Source organism: Amycolatopsis taiwanensis DSM 45107, from assembly GCF_000519205.1.
In the GTDB taxonomy this organism is placed as follows: domain Bacteria; phylum Actinomycetota; class Actinomycetes; order Mycobacteriales; family Pseudonocardiaceae; genus Amycolatopsis_E; species Amycolatopsis_E taiwanensis.
In genome coordinates this window covers 128288-142748 of the sequence record NZ_JAFB01000024.1, presented here as the reverse complement: position 1 = coordinate 142748, position 14461 = coordinate 128288, and the positions used below count along the sequence as shown (strand labels likewise).

At 69.9% G+C, this 14461-nt stretch carries 17 protein-coding genes; 7 read left to right on the top strand and 10 right to left on the bottom strand.

Annotated elements, in window-relative coordinates:
• Positions 1–2: 2 nt before the first annotated feature.
• The 4 genes from A3CU_RS0119725 to A3CU_RS45590 all read right to left on the bottom strand — a co-directional run bounded on the left by A3CU_RS0119725 (position 3) and on the right by A3CU_RS45590 (position 3595).
• On the bottom strand, positions 3–860 hold the full coding sequence (locus tag A3CU_RS0119725) for a branched-chain amino acid ABC transporter permease (protein ID WP_027943767.1): 858 nt from the start codon (positions 858–860) through the stop codon (positions 3–5).
• Between the two features lie 17 nt (positions 861–877).
• On the bottom strand, positions 878–2086 hold the full coding sequence (locus A3CU_RS0119720; RefSeq protein ID WP_027943766.1) for an ABC transporter substrate-binding protein: 1209 nt from the start codon (positions 2084–2086) through the stop codon (positions 878–880).
• A gap of 85 nt (positions 2087–2171) precedes the next feature.
• Positions 2172–2639: a VOC family protein gene (locus A3CU_RS0119715; RefSeq protein ID WP_027943765.1), complete on the bottom strand. Its 468-nt coding sequence runs from the start codon at positions 2637–2639 to the stop codon at positions 2172–2174.
• Entirely contained in the window at positions 2636–3595 is a 960-nt protein-coding gene (locus A3CU_RS45590; protein WP_052371883.1) for a TIGR03621 family F420-dependent LLM class oxidoreductase, read from the bottom strand. Before A3CU_RS45590 ends, A3CU_RS0119715 begins: the two co-directional genes overlap by 4 nt.
• 148 nt (positions 3596–3743) lie before the next feature.
• On the opposite strand from A3CU_RS45590, the gene A3CU_RS0119705 reads away from it, so the two are divergent.
• Both A3CU_RS0119705 and A3CU_RS0119700 read left to right on the top strand, forming a co-directional pair.
• The gene (locus A3CU_RS0119705; RefSeq protein ID WP_027943764.1) at positions 3744–4331 is read left to right on the top strand and encodes a TetR/AcrR family transcriptional regulator; all 588 of its coding nucleotides are present in this window, start codon (positions 3744–3746) and stop codon (positions 4329–4331) included.
• A gap of 1 nt (position 4332) precedes the next feature.
• Positions 4333–5127, top strand: a complete 795-nt coding sequence (locus A3CU_RS0119700; RefSeq protein ID WP_027943763.1) for an APH(3'') family aminoglycoside O-phosphotransferase — start codon at positions 4333–4335, stop codon at positions 5125–5127.
• 3 nt (positions 5128–5130) lie between these two features.
• Here the strand turns inward: A3CU_RS0119700 and A3CU_RS0119695 are convergent, their stop codons facing one another.
• From A3CU_RS0119695 to A3CU_RS0119685, 3 genes are read right to left on the bottom strand one after another with little or no spacing between them, the layout of a single operon-like run.
• Positions 5131–6363: an acetyl-CoA C-acetyltransferase gene (locus A3CU_RS0119695; protein ID WP_027943762.1), complete on the bottom strand. Its 1233-nt coding sequence runs from the start codon at positions 6361–6363 to the stop codon at positions 5131–5133.
• Complete coding sequence (locus A3CU_RS0119690; RefSeq protein WP_043841734.1) at positions 6360–6779, bottom strand: MaoC/PaaZ C-terminal domain-containing protein; 420 nt, start codon at positions 6777–6779, stop codon at positions 6360–6362. Before A3CU_RS0119690 ends, A3CU_RS0119695 begins: the two co-directional genes overlap by 4 nt.
• Entirely contained in the window at positions 6776–7231 is a 456-nt protein-coding gene (locus A3CU_RS0119685; protein WP_027943761.1) for an FAS1-like dehydratase domain-containing protein, read from the bottom strand. The genes A3CU_RS0119690 and A3CU_RS0119685 overlap by 4 nt, the downstream gene beginning before the upstream one ends.
• A 162-nt stretch (positions 7232–7393) precedes the next feature.
• Here A3CU_RS0119685 and A3CU_RS0119680 point away from each other — a divergent pair, with 162 nt between their 5' ends.
• The 4 genes from A3CU_RS0119680 to A3CU_RS0119665 all read left to right on the top strand — a co-directional run bounded on the left by A3CU_RS0119680 (position 7394) and on the right by A3CU_RS0119665 (position 10970).
• Entirely contained in the window at positions 7394–8545 is a 1152-nt protein-coding gene (locus tag A3CU_RS0119680; RefSeq protein WP_027943760.1) for an acetyl-CoA C-acetyltransferase, read from the top strand.
• Positions 8542–9132 carry a TetR/AcrR family transcriptional regulator gene (locus A3CU_RS0119675; protein WP_211246461.1) on the top strand — a complete coding sequence of 197 codons (591 nt, stop codon included), beginning with the start codon at positions 8542–8544 and terminating at the stop codon, positions 9130–9132. The genes A3CU_RS0119680 and A3CU_RS0119675 overlap by 4 nt, the downstream gene beginning before the upstream one ends.
• A gap of 59 nt (positions 9133–9191) precedes the next feature.
• Positions 9192–10124, top strand: a complete 933-nt coding sequence (locus tag A3CU_RS45585) for a TIGR03619 family F420-dependent LLM class oxidoreductase (protein WP_052371882.1) — start codon at positions 9192–9194, stop codon at positions 10122–10124.
• Positions 10125–10199: 75 nt separating this feature from the next.
• The gene (locus A3CU_RS0119665; protein WP_027943758.1) at positions 10200–10970 is read left to right on the top strand and encodes a hypothetical protein; all 771 of its coding nucleotides are present in this window, start codon (positions 10200–10202) and stop codon (positions 10968–10970) included.
• 84 nt (positions 10971–11054) lie between these two features.
• Here A3CU_RS0119665 and A3CU_RS0119660 read toward each other — a convergent pair whose 3' ends face one another.
• Positions 11055–11543: a nuclear transport factor 2 family protein gene (locus A3CU_RS0119660; protein WP_027943757.1), complete on the bottom strand. Its 489-nt coding sequence runs from the start codon at positions 11541–11543 to the stop codon at positions 11055–11057.
• Positions 11544–11545: 2 nt separating this feature from the next.
• A complete protein-coding gene (locus A3CU_RS0119655; protein ID WP_027943756.1) occupies positions 11546–12406 on the bottom strand; it encodes an LLM class F420-dependent oxidoreductase in 861 nt (286 codons plus the stop codon).
• Between the two features lie 101 nt (positions 12407–12507).
• Here A3CU_RS0119655 and A3CU_RS0119650 point away from each other — a divergent pair, with 101 nt between their 5' ends.
• Positions 12508–13317 carry an SDR family NAD(P)-dependent oxidoreductase gene (locus tag A3CU_RS0119650; RefSeq protein ID WP_245617202.1) on the top strand — a complete coding sequence of 270 codons (810 nt, stop codon included), beginning with the start codon at positions 12508–12510 and terminating at the stop codon, positions 13315–13317.
• A gap of 13 nt (positions 13318–13330) precedes the next feature.
• Here the strand turns inward: A3CU_RS0119650 and A3CU_RS0119645 are convergent, their stop codons facing one another.
• A complete protein-coding gene (locus tag A3CU_RS0119645) occupies positions 13331–14386 on the bottom strand; it encodes a ferredoxin--NADP reductase (protein WP_043841731.1) in 1056 nt (351 codons plus the stop codon).
• Between the last annotated feature and the right edge of the window lie 75 nt (positions 14387–14461).

The window sequence follows — 14461 nt, the reverse complement described above, 5'->3', positions numbered from 1 at the left end:
GTTCACACCGCCCGTTCTCGAACCCGGCCGAACAAGCCGGCCGGGCGGGCCAACAGGATGATCAGCAGCACCGCGAAGACCATGAGGTTGCTGAATTCGGAGCCCAGGTAGCGCGCCGTCGCCGACTCGATCACGCCGACCGACAGCCCGCCGAGCAACGCTCCAGCCAGCGAGCCGAAACCGCCGATGGCCAGCGCCACGAATCCCTTGAGCGCCAACGCGGAACCCAGCGTCGCCACCGCGTATGTCTTGGGGCCCACGAAAAGCCCGAGCACCCCGGCGAGTGCTCCGGACAACGCGAAAGCGCCCAGGACGAGCCGCTTTACGTTGATGCCGCGCAACATCGCGGCTTCGCGATCCTCCGACATGCCCAGCAGCGCCAGGCCGAGCAGGGTACGCCGGCTGAGCTGGGCGAGCACCACCACGAGCACCACGGCGAGCACGATCAACACGATTTCGACGGGATAGACCCGCCCGCCCAGCAGGGTCGTCACGTCGTTCGACCCGAAGAACGGCACCGTCAGCGGCTGGCCGCCCCAGATCAGCTGGGCCGCCCCGTTGAGCAGGGTGGCCGCGCCGAGGGTGGTGACCAGCTGCGTTTCGTGGGACGCCGCCGGCCGCACCGCGAACCGCTCTTCCAGCCCGGCCAATACGAGTACCGTCACCGCGGCCAGCAACGCCACCACGATGACCGGTAGGTGCAGGGTGACCAGGCCGGTGTAGGCGACGAACGTGCCCACCATCATCAGCTGGGCGTGCGCGAAGTTGAAGGTGCGCGAGGAGATGAACACGATGTTGTAGCCGACCGCGACCAGCGCGTAAACGGCGCCGAGCGCGAGCCCGGACCAGATGAGCGTCATGGCGTGGCTCCCAACCCTCAGGCGCCCGGGTGCCCGAACTGGCCGTTGAGGATCTTCGACGGCGCCACGAAGGTGAACGTGTCGGCGTCGGCGGCGGGCTCGTGCGACTCGGACGTGAAGTTGTACCGCGAGATCACCGCCGTACCCGCCGACTCCTGCACGGCCGGCTTCTCCAGCGACTTCGCCAGCGCGGCCGTCTCGGTCGATCCCGCGTCCCGCGCCGCGGCGGCGAGCAGAGCGAACACGTCGTAGTTGTAGGCCAGGATCAGGTTCCCCGGAATCTGCCCCAGCCCGGACATGGTCTTGACCATGTTGTTCACCTTGTCGGCGGCGGGGTCGTAAGAGGTGCTCTTGAAGACCTGCATGAGCAGGTTCGCGACCTGCGGGGTGCCCAAAATCCCGCCGGGCGGCGGCGTGGACACGAGGCTGGTCGCCGACACCGAGGTGTCACCCAGCAGCGGCACGTTCCAGCCGAGCTTCTCCAGGCTCTGCAACAGGTATCCGGCCGGCGCCCCGTACGCGTCGACCACCAGCACCTGCGGGTTCTTCGCTTGCAGGCTCTGCAGTTGCGGGGTCATGTCGAGCGCGGACACGTCGTACTGTTCGTTGCCCACCACCGTTATCCCGGCCGCGGTCAACGCGTCCTGCGCGTTCGCGGAGAAGGTCTGGCCGTAGGCGCTGTTGCCGTGGATCACGCCAACCGAGGCGTAGCCCTTCTGCTTGATGTGCGCGATGAATCCCTTCAGCTGGTCCTGCGGCCCCGGCGAGAGATCGAAGTTGAGCGGGTACTGCTTGGGATCCGCGGAGTCCTTCGTCGGACCGACGTTGAACGCGAGCACCTTGTTCTGCTTGAGGATCGGGAGCGTCGCGTTCGCGATCGTGGACGGGCCCGAGTTGAGGAAGACGTCGGGCTTCTCCTTGGACGCCAACGCTTCCCGTAATTTCGTGACCGCGGTCGTGGCATCACCGGTGTCGTCGACGACGGTGAGTTCGACGCGGCGGCCACCGATGCCGCCGGCCTTGTTGATGTCCTCGACGCCGGCTCGTGCGGCCAGTACCGACGTCTGCGCGTTCGCGGCCAGCACGCCGGGGGCGCTCAGCCCACCCGTGATCATCACCCGCAGCGGCTGGTCCGGCCCGCCCGATCCGGACGAACCCTGGCTGCCGCATCCGGCCAGGAGCAGCGCCGCCGCGGCGGCCGCGGCTACGAACCTCGTTGTTCTCATGATCGTCCCTCTCTGGACCAACCAAGCGCTTGATCAAGGTAGGCTAGTTTCCGTTTCGGGGACCGTCAAGGCGATCACCGGATGCTTACCCGCCGGGCTCGGCGAGTGACCGTGCGAAGCGGTCCGCCGTCCGCTCGTCCAGTAGTTCCACGAGGTGCCCGAGCGGGTCGCGGTGGTAGGTCGCGCCCGCGGGAAACCGCCCCTCCCCCAGCCCGCCCATGACCAGCGGCGAGCCGGCCTGTGCCAACCGCCGCGCGGCCGCGGGCAGGTCGTCGACGACGAACCCGAGATGGTGCACTCCCGGCACGGGAACCCACACGTCGTTACCGGAGACGGCGGCCAGCAACTCCAGGTGCGGCGGCCCCTCGACGGACAGCGCCACCTGCGTTACGGGTTCGGCGTAGCGGCCGTGGATCCGGCAGCGGTAGACACCCGCCGGGAACACGCGGAGGTCCAACCCGAGCCGTCGCCGCGTATCCGCGACGGCGGCCTGGAGATCCGGCACGACGATGCCCACGTGGTGCAACGCCGTCAACGGGTACTCGGCAGTCATCGTCCGGCCACCGACAGGGCGTCGATCAGCGGAGCGAGGGCGTCGAACTCCGCGGCTCCGAAGTCCACATAGGTCAGTCCGAGCCGGTCCCGGCGCTCACACAACTGTTCCACGCACTCCTCCACGGTCCCGACCAGCAACCCGGCTGAGGCCCGGCCGATCTCGGTGGACACGCCGTAGCGCGCGCACACCTCGGCGAGCGCCCCCGCGGTCTGCCGGGGCGCGTCCACCACCCGGCACGTCCACGTGATCGCGAGGTAGTCGAGACCGTCCGGGTCACGCCCGGCGCCCTCGGCGGCCCTGCGCACCCAGCCGATCTTCTCGGCCATCCGGCCGGGCAGCATGTCCTCGATCACCGCGGCGTCGTAGGCCACCCCGGAACGCAGGTTCGAATGAATGCCGGCGATGCTCGCGTACCGTCCCGCGAGCTGGAGCATCCGCCGGCCACCGCCGCCGAGCACCAGCGGCGGGTGGGGACGCTGAACCGGCGCGGGCGTTCCGGTGATCCCGGAGATCCGGTAGTGCTCGCCCGCATGCACCACCGGCTTGCCGGAGAACAGCGCGGTGACCACGCCGATGGCTTCTTCGAGCCGCTCGACGCGCATCCCGGCCCGGTCGAAGGGAAGGCCCGCGGACGCGTACTCCGCGACCAGGTAGCCCGCGCCCAGGCCGAGATCGAGCCGCCCGCCGGAGAGGACGTCGACGGTCGCCGCGGCCTTGTGGGTGAGCACCGGATGGCGATAGTCGTTGCACAGCACCAGCGACATCAGCCGCAGCCGCCGCGTGGCCGTGGCCAGCGCACCCAGCGCCGCCACCGGATCGGAGTGCCCGGCCAGGAAGTGGTCCGACACGGAGATCGCGGTGAGCCCGCTGTCGTCCATCGCCCGCAGCCGGTCACGCCAGGCCTCCGCGCCGGCCTTCGGCGCGTACAGGGCGGTCTTGATCGGCGGCGTCATCGCACCTTCCACGGTCGCGGCGTCGATCCTTGCAATCTAACGCTTGCTTGGTATCCACGCCAGTGGCTGGGCAGCTGGCCAAGCAAGCGCTAGGCTGAGCCCGGGGATGCTGGGAGCCGCGTCACCGCCTCCCGGAAAGGGGCGAGGAATGACCGACGAGCAGCCGCGCCGCGCGCTGATCCTCGCGAGCGCGGCCCGGCTCTTCGCACAGAAGGGCATCGCCGCGACCACGGTGCGCGAGATCGCCGACAGCGTGGGTGTCCTGTCCGGCAGCCTCTACCACCACTTCCCGTCGAAGGACGCGATCGCCGGTGAGGTGGTGCACGGCTACCTCCGCGAGTTGCTGACCGGCTACCGGGAGATCTCCTCCCGCGACCTGGATCCGCGTGAGGCGGTACGCGAGCTCGTGATCACCTCGCTCGAGGCGGTGCACCGACACCCGCACGCGACCGAGATCTACCAACGCGAAATGCGCCACCTGTACACGCACTCACCGGGCAACGAGCTCGTCGAGGCCGCGAACGAGGTGAAGCTGACCTGGCTGTCGGTGCTGGCCAAGGGCCGGGAGCAAGGCGTCTTCCAGCGCACGGTGCCGCTGTGGGTGCTGTTCCGGTTCATCCGCGACACGTTGTTCCATTCCGACCCCGATCAGCTCGGCGACACCACCGACCCGGTCAACACCCTCGCGTCGGCCTACCTCGCGACCTTCCTCGAGGGATTCGCCACAGCCCGGTAAATTGGTACGGGTGCTTCCCGCCCCCGCTGATCATGACTGGGTCCCCGTCCACGGCGGAGAATCCGGAGCCCGCACATTTCGAGCCGGGGACGGCTCGTGTTACGCCAAGTGCGTCCCGGCCGATCAGGTCACGGAACTGGAAGCCGCGCGGGACAAGACCGAATGGCTCCACACCCAAGGCATCCCCTGCCCCAGCGTCCTCGACTGGCGCGTCGGCGAAGCGGGCGCATGCCTGGTAACCAGCGCCGTTGTGGGCGTAGACGCGGGCTCCGTCCCACCGGCGACCCTCGCCCGTGCCTGGGAATCGATCGCAGACGCGGTACGGCGCTTGCACGACCTGCCCACGGACACCTGCCCGTTTACCCATGGCCTCACGCAGATGTTCGCGCTGGCCCAGGACGTAGTCTCCAGGGGCGCGGTCAACCCGGACTTCCTGCCCGTGGAACAGCAGCAGACACCACCTGAGTCACTACTCGCACGGCTGGCCCCGCAGGTCGAATGGCGCCTCGGGCAGGAGGCCGCCGAATCGGTTGTCTGCCACGGAGATCTCTGTCTGCCCAACATCATCCTGAACCCGGTTACGCTCGATGTCGCGGGCTTCATCGACCTCGACCGTCTCGGAACAGCCGATCCGTACGCCGACATCGCGCTGCTTCTGGGCAACGCCCGCGGGACCTGGCGCGACGAGGAGCAAGCCGCGGTGGCCGACGAAACCTTCGCCCGTCGATACGGGACTCGCCTCGACGACGACCGGCGGCGGTTCTACCTGCACCTCGACCCACTGACCTGGGGATGACGCTCACGTCAGGCGTTCGAGCACCAGCGCCATGCCCTGGCCACCGGCCGCGCACATGGTGGCCATCCCGAGGAGACGATCGGTCTCCTGCAAGCCGTGCAAGAGCGTGGTGATGAGCCGGGCACCGGTCTGGCCGAACGGATGCCCGAGCGCGATGGCGCCGCCGTGCACGTTGACCCGGTCGACGTCGATGCCGATCTGGTCCACACAGGGCAGCACCTGCGCGGCGAACGCCTCGTTGAGCTCCATCAGGTCGATGTCGCCCGGCCGCATCCCGGCCAGGTCCAGCGCACGCCGGACGGCGGCCACCGGACCCAGGCCCATCACCTCGGGGCTCAGCGCGGACACGCCGGTGGACACGATCCGCGCGAGCGGTTCGAGCCCCAGCTCGGCCGCCCGGCGATCCGACATCACGATCAGCGCGGCCGCACCGTCGTTGAGCGGGCAGCAGTTGCCGGCGGTGACCGTGCCGTCGTCGCGGAACGCCGGCTTGAGCTCGGCGAGCCGCTCGACGGTCACGCCCGGGCGCGGGCAGTCGTCGGCGTCCACGACGGTGCCGTCGGGCAGGGTGACCGGCGTGATGTCGCGGCGGAAGAAGCCCGAGGCGATCGCCGCCTCGGCGCGGCGCTGGCTCAGCGCCGCATACTCGTCCTGGGCCGCGCGGCTCACCCCGTACACCTCGGCGACGTTCTCCGCGGTCTGCCCCATCGCCAGGTAGAGGTCCGGCAGCTCACCGTCGAGCCGCGGGTCCTTCCACGGCCGGGGCCCGGCCTCCGCACGCGCACGGGCCGCGTCGAAGCGAGGATTGTGGGTGCCCGGCATGCCGTCTGCCTTACCCAGGCCATACCGGGACACGCATTCCGCGCCGGCCGAGATGACCGCCTGCGCCTCGCCGCTGCGGATCTCGTGGGCCGCCATGCGCGTGGTGAGCAGGCTGGACGCGCAGTAGCGCTGCACCGTCGCGCCGGGGAGTTCGTCGAGCCCGAGGAGGACGGTGACCGCGCGGCCGAGCCCGTAACCCTGTTCCCCCGCCGGCTGGGCGCAGCCCAGCAGCAGCTCGTCGACCTCGGCCGGATCCAGCTCGGGCACCTGGTCGAGCGCCGCGCGGACGAGCTGGGTCGCGAGGTCGTCGGCCCGCATCTCGCGCAGCGAGCCCTTGTACGCCCGCCCGATCGGCGACCGGGCCGCCGCCACGATGACGGCCTCGGGTGTTCCCCTGGTGGGCAAAGCACTCATGCAGGCTCCTCGGTCGGCTCGACGGGCAGGTCTTCCGGCACCACGAACGTCATCCACCCGCGGACCCCGACGCGCCCGTCCTGCGTGGTCGCGGTGAGTTCGAGATCCGCCCGGTGCTCGTCGCCCTCGGCGTAGGTCCGGACTATCCGCCCTGAGCAGGTCAGCGTGTCGCCAGGGAAAACCTGTTCGGCGAAGCGCATCCGGTAGCGGCGGACGTTCTCCGCGCCGAGCCAGTCGGTGGCCCAGGTCGCGAGCAACCCCGCGTTGAACATGCCGAGCGCGATCGGCGCCGGGAACCCGGCGGCCTTCGCCCATGGCTCGTCGTGATGGATCGGGTTCATGTCCCCGGAGGCGCCCTGGTAGCGCACGAAGTCGGTGCGCGTCAGCGGGCCAACGACCAGCGGTTCCGGCGTCATGATCGCACCTCCGCCTTGGCGGGAGCGGCCGCTTCCACGCCGGTGAGCCGGGCCCGCGCCACGAGCCGGCCGGTCTCGTCGGTGAAGTCGGTTTCCATGACCGCGAAGGTCATCGTGCCGCCCCGCCGGCCCTGCTTCTGGTAGACGTCCACGATCCGCGACCGGCCGGTGAGCCGCTGGCCCGCCCGGGGCGGTGGCCCGAAGAACTCGTATTCCTGTTCCGCGTGCAGCCCGCGCTGTTGGTCCAGCCGGACCCGCGGCCACGGATCCGCCTGGCCATCCGCCCAGAAGAAGATCGTGGTGAGAAACGTGGGCGGGACCGGAGCATCGCTACGGTCGAGGTAGTCCGGGTTGGCCGAGTACGTCGCGCGCGCGAACTCCCGGATCTTGCCGCGCTCGATCGGCACCGCGAAGGATTCACCGACCTCACCCACCGCTGCAGGATCCGCCATGTCCCATTCTCCCTTCGCCGCGTCCCGCTCGGCGCGGGCCGCCATCAAGGCTACCAAGCGCTTGGTCAATCGGAAACCCGCTCGGTGTGCCAGGCTTCTAACAAGCGCTTGTCCAAGTTCGGCCCGCCTGCGTATCGTTACCGGCACGCGAAGGAGGAGATGATGAGCGAGGCGTATCTGGTCGAGGCGGTGCGCTCACCGGTCGGCCGCCGCGGCGGCGGGCTGGCCCAGGTGCATCCGGCCGACCTCGGCGCGGCGGTGCTGAGCGCCCTCGTGGAGCGCACCGGCATCGACCCGAACGCGGTCGAGGACGTCGTCTTCGGGTGTGTCGACACGGTCGGTCCCCAGGCCGGCGACATCGCACGCACCTGCTGGCTCGCGGCGGGACTGCCCGAGGAGGTGCCCGGCGTGACCGTCGACCGCCAGTGCGGCTCGTCGCAGCAGGCGGTGCACTTCGCCGCGCAGGCGGTGCTGGCCGGCACGGCCGAGGTGGTGGTGGCCGGCGGGGTGCAGAACATGAGCGCGGTCCCGATCAGTTCCGCCATGACGCTGGGGCAGTCGCTCGGCTTTCCCGACCCGTTCTCCGGTTCCACGGGCTGGCAGGCCCGCTACGGAGGCCAGGAGATCAACCAGATCCGCGCGGCCGAGATGATCGCCGACAAGTGGGGCATCAGCCGCGAGGACATGGAGGAGTTCGCGATCGCCTCCCACGAGCGCGCGTTGCACGCCCGGGCGGAGGGCCGCTTCGACCGGGAGATCGTCCCCGTCGCCGGCCTGGCGCACGACGAGGGACCGCGGGTACCGAACCGGGACAAGATCCGTTCCCTGGCACCGGTACGGGACGGCGGCCGGATCACCGCGGCCGTGTCGAGCCAGCTCTCCGACGGCGCCGCCGCGCTGCTCGTCGCCTCCGAACGCGCCGTCGAAACGCACGGGTTGCGCCCGCGCGCCCGCATCCACCACATCTCCGCCCGCGGCGCCGACCCGGTGTACATGCTGACCGCACCGATCCCCGCCACGGCGCATGCGCTCGGCAAGGCAGGAATGAGCCTCGACGACATCGACCTCGTGGAGATCAACGAGGCGTTCGCCTCGGTCGTGCTGGCCTGGTTGCACGAGACGAAGGCCGATCCGGCGAAGGTCAACGTCAACGGCGGGGCGATCGCGCTCGGCCACCCGCTGGGCGCGACCGGCGCCCGGCTGATGACGACGTTGCTGCACGAACTGGAGCGCACCGGCGGACGCTACGGCCTGCAGGTGATGTGTGAGGGCGGTGGCCAGGCGAACGTGACGATCATCGAGCGGATCGGGTGAGCGTGCCGGCGGAGTCGGTCCGGTACGCCGCGATCCTGCGGGGCGCGGCCGAACTGTTCGCCCGTAAGGGAGTCCGCTCGACGACCGTGCGCGAAATCGCCGAGGCCGCGGGCGTGCTCTCCGGCAGCCTCTACCACTATTTCGCATCGAAGGACGCGATCGTCGACGAGATCATGACCCGGTATCTCCGCGCGTTGCTCGACCGCTACCGCGAGGTCGTGGCCACGGATTCCGACGCACGCGCCCGCCTGCACGGCCTGGTCGCCGCCTCGCTGGAAACGGCGAAAGCCGCGCCACACCAGACCCTGATCTACCAGAACGAGCTGCGCCGGCTCCGGCAGCGACCGGGCGGCGAGCACATCAAGGCGGCCGTGCACGAGGTCCAGCAGACCTGGCTCGACGTGATCGAGGACGGTCGCGCGAGCGGGGTGTTCCGCCGCGACATCCCGCCGCGGGTCTTCTACCGCCTGATCAGGGACGCGGTGTGGTTGTCGGTGAAATGGTTCCGGCCCGAGGGCTCCTATCCGATCGAACAACTGGCGCGCGACTGCACCTCGGTGTTCCTCGACGGTTTCGTTCTCAACTAGGTGGTTCCGCTACCCGCACCGCCACGCAAACCACTTCAAAACAGTCTCTAGGAGGAAAGGTGAATTTCGATGTCGCCTTGCCGGGCACTAACCACCTGCCGGGCCGCTGGAAATGGGCTCACGAACTCACCCCGCCCGAGCTGAAGCGAATCCTCGAAGTGGCCGACGAGCTCGGCTACACCTCCGTCACGGTGCCCGAGCACTTCGCCATGCCATACTTCGAGGTGCCCCGGCTCGGCGCGTACTGGCAGGACGCCCTGAGCGTGATGGCCTTCGCCGCGGCCGCGACGACGAACGTCCGGATCGATGCGACCGTCCTCGTGCTGCCCTACCACCATCCATTGCAGCTCGCCAAGGCGCTGGCGACGATCGACGTGCTCTCCGGCGGCCGGCTCAACGTCTCCGTCGGGGTCGGGCACGCCGAGCAGGAGTTCACCGTGCTGGGTGTGCCGTTCTCGCGGCGGGGTGCGATCACCGACGAGATCCTCGACATCCTCGACATCCTGTGGCGCGAGGAAAAGCCCGAATATCACGGGGAGCACTTCGAGGTGTCCGGGCTGGCCTTCGAACCGAAACCGGTGCAACGTCCCCGCCCGCCGATCTACGTCGGCGGCAACTCCAAGCCCGCGCTGCGCCGCGCCGCGCGGCACGACGGGTGGCAGCCGAACCCGACCGGTTTCACCCTGGACGAGATCCCGCCGCTGCTCGACTACTTGCGGGCCCAGCCGGAGTACTCCGGCAAAGCGGACACCTTCGACGTGAACTGGCTTGAGCCCCCGGCCGATGTACCCATCCCGCGCTCCTTCGCGAGCGCAGGCGCCGCCGAGTTGCATGCCTACCGCGACCGGTTGGTGGAGGCCTACGCGACGGACTACCCCGCCGCGGGCGTCACCCGCACCGCGATCGGCCTGCCGCCCGGCATCGCCTGCACCGCGGAGTACCTCGACTACCTCCGCTGGTTCGCCGCCGAGGTCATGCCCACCGTGTCCTGACCCGGAAGATCAGGACCCATCCAATACCAAGCAAGCGCTTGGTGTACCTATTTGATTCACCTACACTTCACCTTTGTGTTCTCTTCACGCGCGTTCTTCTCGTTCGTCAGGCTCACTGATCCCGCGCGTTACCGCGACTACAACGAGTGGCACCAGCTCGACCATCGCCCGGAAAACCTGCTTCTGCCCGGGGTCGCCTGGGGCGAGCGGTGGGCCGCCACCGCGGACTGCGCGGAGCTGACCACCGCGCCCGCCCCGGAGTACTCGGGGCTGGACTTCGTGGCCATGTACTGGTTCCGCGATCCGGCCGAGCAGAGCGTCACGGAATGGTCCGCGCTCGGCGAGCGGTCGTTCCAGTGGGGGCGCCGGCCGGAACTGTCCTATGTAGAGCGTCCCTTTCTCGGTTTCTTCTCGCCCGTCAAGGGCTACGTGGCGCCGCGGGTGCTCGTGTCGGCGGAGGCGCTGCCCTTCCGGCCGAACCGCGGTATCCGGTTGACCCTGACCCGGGTCAAGGACCCCCACGGCCTGGCGGCCGAGCAGGCGTTCCGCTGGCACGACACGGTGGCAATGCCAGGGCTGCTCGCGATTCCCGGGGTGGCGGGCGGCTGGACCTTCTCGTTCCTGCACACGCAACGGCACGCCACGGTGCCCCGCGACGGCGGCCCGGACTTCCCGCCGGGCTCGCTGCGCCTGCGGTTGCTCTTCCTCGACGAGGACCCGGTGCGAGTCGAGCACGACATCCGCCGGCAGGAGGCGGCCTGGGCCGAGGACGGCGCGCCCGGTCCGGCCGAGGAGTTACTGCTGTCCGGCCCGCTGCGGACCATCATCCCGTGGCAGGACTGGTAGACCGCCGGTCGGCGCCATCAAGCCCGGGGGCCATCGCGCCGGCGTTGTGGCCGGACCGGGAACCGCCACCGGACACCGGGCTACTCACAACGGACGGCCCCGGACCCCGGCCTCCAGCAGCCCCCGGGCCTGCACGCCACCGTTCAGCAAACGCGTGGTGCGGCGGAGGACGCGCCAGCCCTCCGGGAGTCGCTTGAGGACAAAGTGACTAGCGCCCGCCCGGTCGATCTCGAAGCCACCGTTGCGGCGTCGCACCAGGATCGAGTCGCATACGGCCACGGCGTCGTCGCCGTCGACGGTCACGTGCGCCGGCCCGAGGAAGTGGCAGCTACCACCGTTGATGATCTCCTGGTGGGAGTCCGACCGAACCATTGCCCGCACGTCGTCACGAGAACGCATGTGCCAGCCCTCGACGTCGTACTCGCCGTCCTCGGCCCACAGGGCCGCCACACCGTCCGCATCACCGGCGTCGACCAGCGGCCCGTATGACGCGATCAACTGGCTGATGGCGAGCTGATCCGTCAACCATTGCACGCGCTGTTCGAGCCGCGCCAACCTCGTTTCTTCGCTCATTCTCAACTTCCTTCTTCCTGCGCCGCGAGCGTGCGCAACGTGGCCAGTTGGTCGCAGTAGTGCGCGCACGACCTGGCGACCACCGAAACCGTCACCGCCGTCGCCCCCACCTCCCGCAGTTCCCGCAACCGCGACCGCGCCCCCTCGGGATCCGTCTCCGGGTCCAGCGGCCCCGAGGACAGCACGACCTCGAAACCCTCCGGCGGCTCGACCCGCGCGAGCAGGCCGCCGAGTTCCTTTGTGGACAGCCCGAACGGCATCCAGCCGTCACCGAGATCACATGCGCGGCGCAGCGACCGGAAGGTTCGTCCCCCTACCCACAGGGGCACCTTCTTCTGCGTCGCGTGCGGCTCCACCACCATGCCCTGGAAGGTGTAGTAGTCGCCGGAGTAAGCGGGTTCACGTTCGGACAGCGCCGCCCGCAACGCTCGCAATGCGTCGTCGGCGCGTGCGCCGCGGTCGGTGAAGGGGGCGTCGAGCAGCGCGAACTCCTCGGCCAGCGAACCCACGCCCACGCCGAGCACCAGCCGGCCACCGCTGATCACATCGAGCGTGCCGTACCGCTTCGCCAGCGTGAGCGGGTGGTGGTAACCGAGCACGACGACCGAGGTGGCGAGCCTGACCCGACGCGTGCAGGCGGCCAGGTAGCCCAGGGTGACCCCCGGGTCCCAGTACACACCGCCCCGCTGCGAAGCCACCGCGGCCGGGATCGCGACGTGCTCGGCGCAGGTCAGGTGGTCGAAGCCGAGTTCGTCCGCGGTCTGGGCTATCTCGGCGATGTCCTCGATCCCGGCGTCGCGTTCCCACTCCGAGTACGCCCCGGGCAGCTGAAAGACCACCGGCGTGGACAGGCCAATGCGCATTCCTACCTCCTACCGCCTCGTCCCCCGTCGACCACGGCGCTGTCCCGCTGAGCGGGAAACCTTGCCCCGTGGGTTCGGTGCCCTCCGGCAACCTGGTGACCATGACCGAACGCACGGAATCCGCAATGGACAGTCGCCGCTACGGGCCGTGGGCCGTGATCACCGGCGGTTCCGAGGGGGTCGGTGCGGCCTTCGCCCGCCTGCTCGCCGAAGCCGGCCTCAACCTGGTGCTGATCGCGCGCAAGCGCGATCCGCTGGCCGCCACCGCGGCCGAATGCCGGGCGCACGGAGTGCAGGTCCGCACGCTCGCGACGGACCTGACCGAGCCCGGCGCCATCGGCCGCGTGGTGGACGCGACCGCCGACATCGAGGTCGGCTTGCTGATCCACAACGCCGGAGCCAACTCGCACAGCAGGCCGTTCCTCGATGGTGACCTGACCGCCTTCCAGCGCGTGATCGACCTGAACGTCGCGGTTCCGATGGCACTGGTTCACCACTTCGGACAGTCCATGCGGGACCGGCGCCGCGGCGGGATCCTGCTCGCCGGGTCGCTTTCCGGGAACCACGGCGCGATGCGGCAGTCGGTCTACGGCGGTGCCAAGGCGTTCGTCCAGATCTTCGCGGAGAGCCTGTGGGTCGAGCTTCGCGAGCACGGCGTGGACGTCCTGGCGCTAGTGCTCGGCGCCACCCGTACCCCGGCGATGGCCCGGGCCGGGCTCAACTTCGACGTTCCCGGGCTCGTCGTCTCCGAGCCGGAGGAGGTGGCCCGCGAGGGTCTCGCGCATCTCCCGCACGGCCCGGTGCGCATCGTCAGCGGCCATGAGGTCCAAGCCGCCTCCGCCGCCGACGCCGATCGAGCGAAAGTGGTGCTCGAAGCGCACGACCGGGTCCGCCAGTTGCTGAACGGGTAGCCGCTGCCGATCTTCAGTCGTAGGTCACCTCGACGTGCTCGGTCACCGGCACCGCCTGGCAGGCCAGGAGGTAACCCTCGGCCAGGTCCTCCTCCTCGAGCACCTCGTTGCGGAGCATCTTGACCTCACCGGCGACCAGGCGGCAGGCACAGGCGCTGCACGCACCCTCCCGGCAGGAAAACGGGGCATCAAGTCCGTTTCCACGCAGCAGGTCCAGCAGCGGTGTCTGGGCCGGCCACGGCAGCGTCCGCCGCTCGCCGTCCAGTTCGACCGTGACGGTCGCGGCCTCCCGGCCCGCCGGCACCGTCTCGGCATCGGTGGCGCTGCCCGGCTCGGTGAACGGGTCCGACTCCAGCGACCGGAACTTCTCGGTGACGACCCGTTCGCGGGGCACGCCGAGCCGCGCCAGCGCCTCACCGGCCACCGCCATGAACGGGGCAGGCCCGCAGAGCATGGCGACGTCGGCGGCACGGAACGGCCGGCACAGCGATGCCAGGAGTTCGGCCGTGGGCAGTCCTTGCACGCTGTCCAGCAGGTGGAGCACGAGCAGCCGGTCCGGATGCTCGGCGGCGAGCCGTCGCAACTCCCCGGCGAAGATCACCGAACGCTCGTCGGAGTTCGCGTAGACCAGGACCGCGGAGCCGCCCGGGGCCGCCAGCCGGGCCCGCAGGATCGACATGATCGGGGTGATCCCGCTGCCACCGGCGAACAACAACAGATCACGCTGCCCGGCCCGCGGCACGAACAGGCCCGCGGGCGGCAGCACCTCGATCTCGTCGCCGGGCCCGAGTGTCTCGCAGATCCAGTTCGACGCGAGCCCGCCGGCCACCCGCTTCACGGTGATCGTGGGCGGACCGTCACCGGGCGCGCTGCACAGCGAGTAGCATCGCGCGGCCCAGCCGCCGTCGGGTGTCGGTATCCTCAGCGTAAGGAACTGTCCCGGTTCGAACCGGAACCGCTCCACCAGCTCGGCCGGCACCTCGAACTCGACTGAGACCGCGTCGTGCGTCTCACGCACCACCCGTGCGACCCGAAGCCGCCCAGCACCCGATGCCGTCACGGTCCCCATCCTGGAAACTCCTCCGGTGACGGCAAAACCACGTTCCCGCTCACCGGGACCCGGCGGCCGAAGCGTGAACCGCAC